Annotated in this window: 12 protein-coding genes and 1 tRNA gene; all 13 read left to right on the forward strand. The window is 32.2% G+C overall.

From position 1 onward, the window contains the following. Positions 1-15 precede the first annotated feature (15 nt). Positions 16-198 carry a cell division protein FtsQ/DivIB gene (locus RH98_RS15920; RefSeq protein ID WP_237717483.1) on the forward strand — a complete coding sequence of 61 codons (183 nt, stop codon included), beginning with the start codon at positions 16-18 and terminating at the stop codon, positions 196-198. Further along, complete coding sequence (locus tag RH98_RS15925; protein WP_237717484.1) at positions 164-520, forward strand: hypothetical protein; 357 nt, start codon at positions 164-166, stop codon at positions 518-520. The genes RH98_RS15920 and RH98_RS15925 overlap by 35 nt, the downstream gene beginning before the upstream one ends. 10 nt (positions 521-530) lie before the next feature. After that, positions 531-1,961 (forward strand): cell division protein FtsA, encoded by a 1,431-nt coding sequence (gene ftsA, locus RH98_RS00070; RefSeq protein WP_010249117.1) that lies wholly within the window; start codon positions 531-533, stop codon positions 1,959-1,961. 12 nt (positions 1,962-1,973) lie between these two features. Next, positions 1,974-4,037: a cell division protein FtsZ gene (ftsZ, locus tag RH98_RS00075; protein ID WP_010249120.1), complete on the forward strand. Its 2,064-nt coding sequence runs from the start codon at positions 1,974-1,976 to the stop codon at positions 4,035-4,037. Positions 4,038-4,126: 89 nt separating this feature from the next. Then, positions 4,127-4,579 carry a GatB/YqeY domain-containing protein gene (locus tag RH98_RS00080; protein ID WP_010249121.1) on the forward strand — a complete coding sequence of 151 codons (453 nt, stop codon included), beginning with the start codon at positions 4,127-4,129 and terminating at the stop codon, positions 4,577-4,579. Positions 4,580-4,590: 11 nt separating this feature from the next. Continuing rightward, positions 4,591-4,664 (forward strand) — tRNA-Arg (locus RH98_RS00085). 341 nt (positions 4,665-5,005) lie between these two features. Next, positions 5,006-5,428: a CBS domain-containing protein gene (locus RH98_RS00090; protein ID WP_026038636.1), complete on the forward strand. Its 423-nt coding sequence runs from the start codon at positions 5,006-5,008 to the stop codon at positions 5,426-5,428. Between the two features lie 610 nt (positions 5,429-6,038). Further along, positions 6,039-6,503 (forward strand): XrtF-associated fRMsr-like GAF protein, encoded by a 465-nt coding sequence (locus tag RH98_RS00095; protein ID WP_010249125.1) that lies wholly within the window; start codon positions 6,039-6,041, stop codon positions 6,501-6,503. 135 nt (positions 6,504-6,638) lie between these two features. Further along, on the forward strand, positions 6,639-6,908 hold the full coding sequence (gene rpsO / locus RH98_RS00100) for a 30S ribosomal protein S15 (RefSeq protein ID WP_010249127.1): 270 nt from the start codon (positions 6,639-6,641) through the stop codon (positions 6,906-6,908). A gap of 165 nt (positions 6,909-7,073) precedes the next feature. Beyond that, positions 7,074-9,245: a polyribonucleotide nucleotidyltransferase gene (locus tag RH98_RS00105; protein WP_010249129.1), complete on the forward strand. Its 2,172-nt coding sequence runs from the start codon at positions 7,074-7,076 to the stop codon at positions 9,243-9,245. Positions 9,246-9,708: 463 nt separating this feature from the next. Continuing rightward, complete coding sequence (locus tag RH98_RS00110; RefSeq protein ID WP_010249131.1) at positions 9,709-11,094, forward strand: trimethylamine monooxygenase; 1,386 nt, start codon at positions 9,709-9,711, stop codon at positions 11,092-11,094. 168 nt (positions 11,095-11,262) lie between these two features. Then, positions 11,263-12,126, forward strand: coding sequence for a sigma-70 family RNA polymerase sigma factor (locus RH98_RS00115; protein ID WP_002987652.1), 864 nt, complete (start codon positions 11,263-11,265; stop codon positions 12,124-12,126). 68 nt (positions 12,127-12,194) lie between these two features. Next, positions 12,195-12,563 carry a hypothetical protein gene (locus tag RH98_RS00120; protein ID WP_193364332.1) on the forward strand — a complete coding sequence of 123 codons (369 nt, stop codon included), beginning with the start codon at positions 12,195-12,197 and terminating at the stop codon, positions 12,561-12,563. Positions 12,564-12,628: the final 65 nt, after the last annotated feature.

A 12,628-nucleotide genomic window follows, 5' to 3' on the forward strand; every position in this document is an offset into this window, starting at 1 on the left:
AGAACTATATTAGATTTGAATAATTTGGAAAATGCTCTACTTAAAAATGAATTAGTCAGAGACGCAGACGTTTATGTAACTGTGGATGGTAAATTAAAAGTTGATGTTTGGCAGAAAACGGCGATTGGAAGAGTTATTACAGATAATGAAAGTTATTATTTAGATGATAATGGTAAAAAAAATGCCTCTTTCAAGTAATTATACAGAGCGAGTTCCATTAGTAACGGGAGTTATTACAAAAGCAAATGAAGGAGAATTAATGAAGATGCTCAAAGTTTTGAATAATGATGAATTTTTGAAGAAAGATATAACAGGTGTTACTATTAAGGGAGATGAAACAATAATGTTGTTTAGTCGTACAAATAAGTATGACATTTTGTTTGGAACATTTGATGAAATGGAAAGAAAGTTAGCGAATTATAAAGCTTTTGTACAATACGGATTTAAAGAAAAAGTTGACTTTGATAATTATAAAACAATAAACCTAAAGTTTACCCAGCAAGTGGTTTGTACCAAATAGTAAGTTGAATATGGAAAAAGAAAATATAGCTGTTGGTTTAGATATCGGAACAACAAAGATTGTTGCGATGGTTGGAAAAAAGAATGAGTATGGGAAACTCGAGATTCTTGGTCTTGGAAAAGCAAAGAGTCTAGGAGTTAAACGTGGTGTAGTGAATAATATAACGCAAACGATTCAATCTATACAACACGCCGTTGCAGAAGCAGAGGCGGAGGCAGAATGTAAGATTAGAAAAGTGGTTGTTGGAATTGCTGGCCAGCATATAAGAAGTATTCAACACAGTGATTACATTAGTAGACAAAATCCTGATGAAGTAATAGGAGATAAGGATATTGAACAATTAATCAATCAAGTACAAAAATTGAATATGCTTCCTGGTGAAGAAATTATTCACGTATTACCTCAAGAGTTTAAGATTGATGGTGAGCCTGGTATAAAAGAGCCTATTGGAATGTATGGAAGTCGTTTAGAAGCGACATTTCATGTTGTAGTAGGGCAGGCAGCATTAATCAAAAATGCTGGTCGTTGTATTAAAGATGCTGGATTAGAATTATCTGGTATTACACTAGAACCTCTAGCTTCAGCAGAGGCAGTTTTAAGTCAAGAAGAAAAAGAAGCTGGTGTTGCTTTAATTGATATAGGTGGTGGAACAACTGATTTAGCCATTTTTAAGGATGGTATAATTCGACATACAGCAGTCGTTCCGTTTGGAGGTAATGTTATTACAGAAGATATAAAAGAAGGCTGTTCAATTATTGAAAGACAAGCAGAAATATTAAAGTTAAGATTTGGATCAGCTTGGCCAGGTGAAAATAAAGATAATGAGATTGTTTCAATACCTGGATTGAGAGGTAAAGAACCAAAGGAAATTTCGCTTAAGAATTTATCTAAGATTATTCACGCAAGAGTAGATGAAATAATACAATTAGTATTTTCAGAAATAAAAAGCTATGGTTATGAGAATCCGCAAAAGAAATTAATTGCTGGAATTGTCTTAACAGGTGGTGGCTCTGAACTAAAACATATAAAACAGTTAGTAGAATATATTACAGGAATTGATACTCGTATTGGCTATCCTAACGAGCATTTGGCTGGGGATTCTAATCCAGAAATTTCTAGTCCTTTATATGCTACAGCTGTTGGTTTGGTTATGGAAAGTCAACGCAATCAAATAAAAGGTGCTATTTCTTTTGACGAAATTAAAGAGCAAGAGAAAAAAGAAAAAGAAGAAGAGAAAAAAATAGAGCAACAAGCTTATCAAGCACCTAGAGAAGAGGAACTGAAACCAATTGAACAAGTTGAAACAAAGTTTCAATATGATCATGAGGTTTCTACTAAGGAAAACAATGATAAATCTGCAACAACAGTGGACAGATTTGAACGCAGTTTCTTAGGGAATTTTGTTAGAAAGATTAAGGAATTTATTGAAAAGCAAGAATAAAACGATACGTATATGGAGAATACAGATTTCGGAGGAATAAAGTTTGATTTACCAAAGAACCAATCAAACGTTATAAAGGTAATAGGTGTAGGTGGTGGAGGTAGTAATGCTATAAATCACATGTTTAAACAAGGAATCAAAGGAGTAGATTTTATTGTTTGTAATACTGATTCACAAGCATTAGAAAACAGTCCTGTTCCAAACAAAATACAGTTAGGTGTCAATTTAACTGAAGGTTTAGGAGCTGGGGCTAACCCTGAAGTTGGACAACAATCTGCCTTAGAAAGCATTGAAGATATTGAGAAGATGCTTGATGTTAATACTAAGATGGTATTTATTACTGCAGGTATGGGTGGTGGTACAGGTACAGGAGCAGCTCCTGTAATTGCACAATTATCCAAAGAGCGTGATATTCTTACTGTTGGTATTGTTACTATTCCTTTTCAATTTGAAGGGAAGGTTAGACAAGAACAAGCTTTAAAAGGTGTAGAAAGATTGCGTAAACAAGTGGATTCTCTTGTTGTTATCAATAATAATAAATTACGTGAAGTTTACGGTAATTTAGGATTCAAAGCTGGTTTCTCCAAAGCAGATGAGGTCTTATCTACAGCAGCACGTGGTATAGCAGAGGTAATTACACATCACTATACACAAAATATTGACTTAAAAGATGCAAAAACGGTATTATCTGATAGCGGTACTGCTATTATGGGGTCTGCTACAGCTTCAGGTGAAAGCAGAGCTAAAGATGCTATTGTTGATGCATTAGATTCTCCATTGCTTAATGATAATAAGATTTCTGGTGCTAAAAACGTATTGTTATTAATTGTATCAGGAACTTCTGAAATTACCATAGATGAAATAGGTGAAATTAATGATCACATTCAAACTGAGGCTGGACATAATGCTAATATTATTATGGGAGTTGGTGAGGATGAAACATTAGGTGAAGCTATTTCTGTAACAATTATTGCAACTGGATTTAATATAGAGCAACAAAAAACAATTGTTACTACAAGTGAACCAAAAGTTATTATACACGCCCTTGAAGAAGAGCAAAAAGTGGTTAGAGATTTATCTTTAAATAGCACTACTAATTCATTTGTTTACTCTACTCCAGATCAGCCTTTACATAAAAATGAAGAAGAACAGGCACAAGCACCTATTGTTGAGGAACGTAAAGTTTTTGCTTTAGAAGATGAAGCATTTGACGAAGAGGAAAATGAAGATGATTTTTCATCTAATGAAGGAGGGCAAACTAATCTAACTTTTGCTGCAGATATGCCAGTAGCAGAACCTAAAGCTAATTTAGAAAAAGCAAAAGATTTGGATGTTTTTTTTGAAATTGTTAGTCCGCAAGAAAATTTAAAAAAAACAGTAGTTCAAACTCCTAATGAATCATCTGATAAACCTGTAAATAAAGTACGTGATATTCGTGATATTAATGTAGTAGATCCAGAGTTTGTTATTGTAGCTCCAAAACGTGTTGAAGATACTGTAAAAGCTACACAACGTGTGGTAGAAACAGTTGCTTACGATGTAGAAGAGGAAACGCACAATACTATTGTAGATACCAATGGAAACTTCAATGATAATAAGAAAGAAGAAATTATCTATTTTACTCTAGAAGATTATAGTGACAAAGAGGAGGAATTGAAAGCGGCTAAGCCTACATCTAAACATAAAGAAGAAATAGAAGAGGAGTTTAGAGTAAGTGTGAAATCAAGTCAAGAAGTAACTAATAATATAGAAGAAGAAGTTATATCAAATGTAGAGACTGATGAATCAGATGAAGTGAATCCTGTTGAAATGAGTATTGAGGAATTTGCTTTAAGAAGTAGATCAGCTGAACGCCGTAGAAAAATGAAAGATTTTAACTACAAATTTAATAGTAGTACTGCAACTAATGCTCAGATTGATGATTTAGAAGCTCAACCTGCTTATAAAAGATCAGGTGTGAATTTGGAAAGTGTAGATGATTCAGTACAAAAATCAAGAACTTCATTTGGAGTTGATAGTAGTAATGAAAATAAATTAAGATCTAATAATTCTTTTTTACATGATAATGTAGATTAATTATTTGATTTTATTATAAATTTATAAGCCTGAAAAAAGTCACTTTTTTCAGGCTTTTTCATATATTTGCATCAAATAAAAAATTTGATATGAGTTTACAATCTAAGATTACAGAAGCTATAAAAAATGCTATGAAAGCTAAAGATACGGTAGCGTTAGAAGCACTTAGAGCGATTAAGTCTGAGTTATTATTAGCCCAAACTCAATCAGGTGTTCAAACTGAAATTACTGAAGAAGATGAAATAAAAATTCTTCAGAAATTAGTTAAACAAAGAAAAGATAGTGCAGCTATTTATACTGAGCAAGGTAGAACTGATTTAGTAGAACCTGAAGTTGCTCAAGCTAAAATAATAGAGGCTTTTCTACCTGCACAACTTTCTGTTGAAGAAGTAGAAGCGGTAGTTTCAAAAATTATTACTGAAGGAGAATATAAAGGAATGGCAGCTATGGGGCAAGTAATGGGAATTGTATCTAAGGAATTGGCTGGTAAGGCTGATGGTAAGACGATTTCTACTGTAGTAAAGTCACTTTTATCTAAATAATAAATAAGGTTGTCCGTGTAGTTCAACTGGATAGAATATCAGATTTCGGCTCTGAGGGTTGGGGGTTCGAAACCTCCCACGGACGCGAGAAAAGGCTAATTAACAATTATAGTTGATTAGCCTTTTTGTTTTATTCACTATTATTATTCATACATAGGAAGTCGCTTATTGCGTATAATTAAATCATAAGTTTCATTAGAATTTATCTTTTTTACTTTATAGATGGTGTAAAATCAATTTTACTTGTTAATAAAAACTAAAAATATTATTATTGAAGATAGGGTAATGAGCTAATAATCATCAAGTAATCGTTTAATTCTGTTTTTTGTGAAGTGAAAATGTAAAAAATATGTAATTACTGATAAAAATCATATTTTAAGTAAATAAGCACAATTACATTTGTACTATAATAATAAAGGTTATGATATGAGGCAGAGAGTACCCGTTTCGACTATTATGACTTCAAATATTGTGACTTTAAATCTTACGGATTCTTTGACAAAAGCAGAAGAATTGTTTAAGAAACATAAGATTCGTCATTTACCTATAGTATCAGGGAATACATTAGTAGGAATATTAAGTTATACGGATTTATTGAAAATAAGTTTAGCTGATACAGTAGATGAAAATGATACAGTAATTGATACTACGGTATATAATATGTTTTCACTAGAACAGGTGATGGTGAAAAAAGTGATAACTATCCAAGCAGATGATAATATTAAAGATGCTGCTGAAATATTAGTCGATAAAGATTTTAGAGCACTTCCAGTATTAGACGGCAGTGTATTAGTAGGAATGTTAACAACTACTGATTTAATAAAATATTTATTAAAGTTATACGAGTAAAAAAATTGCTATAAAAAGGAAAATTGATTTTGTGGTTTGTGAGTTTGGCTACAAAATTACATATTGTTGTTTGAGGAAAGCACTAATGTTATGCATTAGTGCTTTTTTATTTTGGATTCTTTTCTGTTTTTGAAAATAGCATCGTTAGTTTTAAAATTAAAGGTAGTTTAGACAATAGAATTAATATTGATAGCACATTCATTCCAAGTTGATACCACAATGATGCCGCTATAATATGTACTTTTTGCGGCATCACTGCGGGATCATAGCGGCATCACTGCGGCATCACTACCCAAAATACATTGTCTCGTACTACTATAGCTTTACAATTATTGTTAATAGTTCTATTTCTAACTATGGTTCCTATTTTCTTTTCTTTGTAGCTTGAATTTGGCTTATTTCATTAAACTTTTTTGAGAATTATATTACTATACGTGCTTTCTTGCTTAGAGTGAATTAATTAATTCATGTAATATTTTATGTTTTTTGTTTTACAGATGTATTCTGGATTTGACTTTTAATAGTTGCTATTAGTAATAAAAGCAAAATAGCACTTCATTGTTGGAGCTATTTTTTGTACATTAGTACATAAAGAATATTAAAGTTATATATGGAAAGCGATTATAATGCTATATTAAAGAGAGCAAAATTGATTTTGAGTCGTAGTGATTTAGATAATGATGATAAACTTAAGGAAGTTTGTGAGTTATTGTATGACTCTATAGTATATTATGATTGGGTAGGGTTTTATTTTGCAAAAGAAGAAACGAGAACGCTACACTTAGGTCCTTATGTGGGAGAAGCTACAGAACACACTGTCATACCTTTTGGAAAAGGAATTTGTGGACAGGTTGCTGTCAGTAATGAAACTTTTGTTGTAGATGATGTTTTAGCACAAGATAATTACATAGCGTGTAGTATAACTGTAAAATCAGAGATTGTAGTACCATTATTTGTTAATGGTGTAAATATAGGTCAGATAGATATAGATTCTCATACCAAGAATGCTTTTACCAATGAGGATAAATTATTCTTAGAAGCATTGAATATTGAGGTGTCTAAGCTTTATGCTTAACGTGAAGTGTATATTGTTCTTTGAAGTAGAAAAAAAATATTCATTTAATAGATGGAATTTGAAAAATAAAATTACCTTTGCATCGAATTATAGAAGTACTATGATTCTGCATAAAAATCATTAAATAATATTGGCATGTATTTAACAAAAGAGAAAAAAGCTGAAATCTTCTCTACACATGGAGGAGAAGCAACTAACACTGGATCTGCAGAAGGGCAAATCGCATTGTTCACTTATAGAATATCTCACTTAACTGAGCACTTAAAGAAAAATCGTAAAGATTATAACACTGAGCGTTCTTTAGTTCTTTTAGTAGGTAAAAGAAGAAGACTTCTTGACTATTTAAAGAAAACTGAAATTAATAGATATCGTGAGATTATTAAAGTATTGAATATTAGAAAATAATCAATAGAGAAGAGGTGCCCTTGTGCGCCTCTTTTTATTTTTTAGCCTTTTAGCAGAAAAAGTCTGGTTTTTCATTGGGTTTCATACAACTACACAACAACACACAACACACAATTATTAATGTCTCTCTTCGGAGAGACAGAAACCCTAAAGTATTAATTAATTATGATTCCTAAGGTAACCAAAGAAACTATCGATTTAGGAGATGGAAGAAGTATCTCAATCGAAACTGGAAAATTAGCAAAACAAGCAGATGGTTCTGTAGTAGTGCGTATGGGAGATTGTATGTTGCTTGCAACAGCAGTTTCAGCTCGTACAGCGAACCCTGGTGTTGATTTTCTACCATTAACTGTAGATTACAGAGAAAAATTTTCTGCTGCTGGACGTTTTCCAGGGGGCTTTTTTAAACGTGAGGCTCGTCCAAGCGATCAAGAAGTTTTAACAATGCGTCTTGTAGACCGTTGTTTAAGACCACTTTTCCCAGATGATTATCATGCAGAAACACAAGTTATGATTCAATTAATGTCTCATGATGAAAATGTTATGCCTGATGCATTAGCTGGTTTAGCTGCTTCAGCTGCACTTGCAGTATCGGATATCCCTTTTTATAACTATATCTCTGAAGTAAGAGTTGGACGTGTAAATGGACAATTCGTTATTAATCCTACTAGAGCGCAATTAGAAGAATCTGACATTGATATGATGATTGGAGCTTCTAAAGATTCTGTTGCGATGGTTGAAGGAGAAATGAAAGAAATTTCTGAGGCTGAAATGATTGAAGCTATTAAATTTGCTCATGAAGCAATTAAAGGTCAAATCGAAGCTCAGGAAAAAATGCGTGCTGCATTAAATTTAGAGTATCGTGAGTATGAAGGTGAAGAGGAGGATGAGAATATAGCTTCTGCTATCCATACTGCTGCTTATGATAAATTATATGATATCGCGTCTCACGCTAGTGCTAAACATGAAAGAAGCGAAAAATTTGCTGCTGTTAAAGAAGAAGTATTAGCATTATTCTCAGAAGAGGAAATAGCAGAAAAAGCAGATTTAATTAGCAAATATTTTAATAAAACTCAAAAAGAGGCTGTACGTAATTTAATATTAGATAAAGGTATTCGTCTTGATGGTCGTAAGACTACTGAGATTAGACCAATCTGGTGTGAAGTTGATTATTTACCTTCTACACATGGTTCATCTATTTTTACTAGAGGAGAAACACAAGCATTAGCAACTGTTACTTTAGGTACATCTAGAGAAGCTAATGTTATTGATCTTCCTAGTGAACAAGGAGAAGAAAAATTTTACTTACACTATAATTTCCCTCCATTTTCAACTGGTGAGGCAAAACCTTTAAGAGGTGTGTCTCGTAGAGAAGTGGGACATGGAAATTTAGCACAACGTGCATTGAAAACTATGTTACCAGATGATTGTCCTTATACAATTCGTTTAGTATCTGAAGTATTAGAATCTAATGGTTCATCTTCAATGGCAACAGTTTGTGCAGGTACTTTAGCATTAATGGATGCAGGTATTCAAATTAAACGCCCTGTGTCGGGAATTGCAATGGGACTTATTTCTGATGCAAAAACTGGTCGTTGGGCAGTATTGTCTGATATCTTAGGTGATGAAGATCACTTAGGGGATATGGACTTTAAAGTAACAGGAACTGATAAAGGTATCACTGCTTGTCAAATGGATATTAAAATTGAAGGTTTAGCTTACGATATTATGGAGCAAGCTTTAAAACAAGCTCATGATGGACGTATGCATATCTTAGGTATTTTAGTAGATACTATTGCTGAACCAAATGCAACAGTAAAACCTAAAGCTCCAAAAATTATTACAATAGAGATTCCAAAAGACTTTATTGGTGCAGTAATAGGACCAGGAGGAAAAAATATTCAAGCGCTTCAAGCAGAAACTGGAACAACAATTGTTATCAATGAGGAAGGAGATCATGGTATTATTGAAGTATTAGGTACTAGCCAAGAAGGTATGGATAAAGCTATTGCTTCAATTGCTAACACTATATTTGTTCCTGTAGAAGGAGAAGTTTATAAAGTTAAAGTGGTTAAGATGCTTGATTTTGGTGCAGTTGTAGAGTTTGTACCAGGTAAAGAAACTCTATTACACGTATCAGAATTAGATTGGAAACGTATTGAAAATGTTTCTGATGTATTAAAAATGGGAGATGTTTTAGAAGTAAAATATTTAGGTATTGATCCTAAAACAAGAAAACCAAAAGTATCTCGTAAGGCTTTAATGCCTCGTCCACCTCGTCAAGAGAAAAAAGATGATACATCAACAAAAGTTGACAATAGTCAAGATAAAAAGTAATTAAAAATTATTTTTAATATAACAGGCTACCTATTTTAGGTAGCCTGTTTTGCTTATATCAATTAGTATATTAATTTTTTACCCCTACATATAAGTCGCATTATGTTATTTTATGATGCACTAATATGTTAATGTCATTGATAAAATGAACTGTTTTTTTTGATAAGTAATTAAAAATTACTATATTAGCTACGTTACTAAAAGGAGACTTTTTCTATTTGTTATTTAATGGCTAATAAAGCTACTTAAATCGTCTCCATCTCATATTGGATTTTTTTAATAATCCAACCTTATAAAAAGTATAAGACGTTATACTTTTTTCATTTTTAGCACTTATTAATAATAGGTGTCCATTGTAAAACAATAGCTATTGTTTTATCTCGGCTGAGTATTCAGTAACAACCATTTTATTAATTTCTTCGTTTTTTGTAAAAATAAACGAGGACAAAATTATTATGTATTTATGTCAAATTTTAAAGTAGGAATTATTGGAGCTGGTCCAAGTGGGCTTGCTATGTTAAGAGCTTTTGAGTCGGAACAAAAAAAAGGTAATCAAATACCAGAAATTAAATGTTATGAGAAGCAAGATAATTGGGGTGGAATGTGGAATTATACTTGGCGTACAGGAGTAGGAAAATATGGTGAACCGTTACACGGAAGTATGTATAAGTATTTATGGTCTAATGGTCCTAAAGAATGTTTAGAGTTTGCAGATTATACTTTTATGGATCATTTTAAAGCGCCTATATCATCCTATCCTCCTAGAGAAGTATTATTTGATTATATACAAGGACGTATTAAACAAAGTAAAGCACGTGACTATATTAAATTTAATACCGTAGCTAGATGGGTTGATTATAATGAGGAAACAAAACAATTCAGAGTTGTTTTTGATGATTTAGTAAACAATGAAACTTTTGAAGAAACTTTTGATTATCTAGTGGTTGGTACAGGACATTTTTCTACACCAAATATGCCATATTTTAAAGGGATAGATAATTTTCCAGGTACAGTAATGCATGCGCATGATTTCAGAGGGGCAGATCAATTTGCTAATCAGGATATTTTATTAATAGGAAGTAGCTATTCTGCGGAAGATATCGGTGTTCAATGTTTTAAACACGGTAGTAAATCTGTAACTATCGCTTATCGTACGAATCCTATTGGAGCAAAATGGCCTAAGGGGATAGAAGAACGCCCACTGGTAACACACTTTGAAGATAATAAAGCTTTTTTTAAAGATGGAACCTCAAAAGAGTTTGATGCTGTAATATTGTGCACAGGTTATCAACACAAGTTTCCGTTCTTACCAGATAATTTACGTTTAAAAACTAAAAATAGTTTGTATCCAGGCAATTTATATAAAGGAGTAATATTTAATGAGAATGAGCGCTTAATCTACTTGGGAATGCAAGACCAATATTATACGTTTAATATGTTTGATGCGCAAGCTTGGTTTGCTAGAGATTATATGTTAGGCCGTATAGATTTGCCTTCTAAAGAAAAAAGGGATGTCGATATAGCAAAATGGATGGAGGAAGAAAGTAAAGCACTAACAGGTTATGAGCATGTAGATTTTCAAACGGAATACATTAGAGAACTTATTGAGATGACTGATTATCCAAGCTTTGATTTGGACAAAGTAGCTTTAATGTTTAAAAGTTGGATGAATGATAAGGAAGAAGATGTCTTAAGCTATCGTGATAAAGTTTATACATCCGTTATGACAGGTGTTACTGCTGAGGAACATCACACAGAATGGATGAAAGAATTAGATGATAGTTTAGAACGTTATCTAGATGAGGTAGAAATGGATGAAAAAGAATTAAGTCGTATCAATAATTACTAAGAGCATTAGTAATGAGGAATAGTGTCTCTATTTGTAAGGTATAAATGAGGTAATTGGTAATTATATGTTAAAGTAGATAAATAAAGTGTTACTGTTGTAACTTTTTGACGGAAGTCTACGTATAACTAATGTGACAGTACATATAATAGAAAAAAGGATTGAAATAATATGAGACAACTTAAAATTACCAAGCAGGTTACCAATCGTGAGACGGCATCATTGGATAAATACTTGCAAGAAATTGGTAAAGTAGATTTGATTACAGCTGATGAGGAAGTTGAGTTAGCTCAACGAATTAAAGCAGGTGATCAAAGAGCTTTGGAGAAACTTACTAAAGCAAACTTACGTTTTGTGGTTTCTGTAGCAAAGCAGTACCAAAATCAAGGATTGACACTTCCCGATTTAATTAATGAAGGAAACCTAGGTTTAATAAAAGCGGCTCAACGTTTTGATGAAACAAGAGGTTTTAAATTTATTTCTTATGCAGTATGGTGGATTCGTCAGTCTATTTTGTCAGCTTTAGCTGAGCAATCAAGAATTGTACGTTTACCATTGAATAAAATCGGTTCTATTAATAAAATTAATAAGATGTATGCTTTGTTAGAGCAATCTAATGAGCGTCCACCTTCAGCTGAAGAAATTGCTGTAGAACTTGATATGACAGTAAATGATGTAAAAGAGAGTATGAAAAACTCAGGACGTCATTTATCAATGGATGCTCCTCTAGTAGAAGGTGAAGATTCTAATTTATATGATGTTTTGCGTTCTGGAGAGTCACCTAACCCAGATAGAGAGTTAATACATGAATCTTTACGTACTGAAATAGAAAGAGCTTTAGAAACATTAACACCTCGTGAGGCTGATGTTGTACGTTTATATTTTGGTCTTGGCGATCAACATCCAATGACACTTGAAGAAATTGGAGAGACGTTTGACTTGACACGTGAGAGAGTTAGACAAATTAAAGAAAAAGCTATTCGCAGATTAAAACATACTTCGAGAAGTAAAATCTTAAAAACTTATTTAGGATAATTAATATAGAAAGCGTTACTATTTTTAGTAACGCTTTTTTTATGTTTTATTGGTTGTATATTTGTAGTGTGAAGAAGTTTTTATTTATCATAGTGACTTTATTGGTTTTTAGACCTGTAGTACCCTTAATTGACTATGCGGTTAATTATGAGTATATATCTACTGTGCTATGTGTAAATAAAGATATTCCTGAAATGCATTGTAACGGACAATGTTATTTAATGAAGCAATTAGCACAAGCAGTTAAGGAAGAACAAGGTAAAGACGCAATTAAAAAAGTATGTGATATTGCTTTTTCATTAATGTATTTTGATACGGTATTACATATAGAACTTCATAAAATAATAGTATCAAATATAAAAAAGGTTAGTGACATCTATAAAGAATCTATCAGTGCTGTGTTTGTTACTATAAACTTACGACCTCCCCTCGTTTAATTAATATTATACTTTTTATATTATTTACCTGCGTATTTATTGTACAGCGGTAAAATTATTTATGT

Origin of the sequence: Myroides injenensis M09-0166 (assembly GCF_000246945.1) — a bacterium.
In the GTDB taxonomy this organism is placed as follows: domain Bacteria; phylum Bacteroidota; class Bacteroidia; order Flavobacteriales; family Flavobacteriaceae; genus Flavobacterium; species Flavobacterium injenense.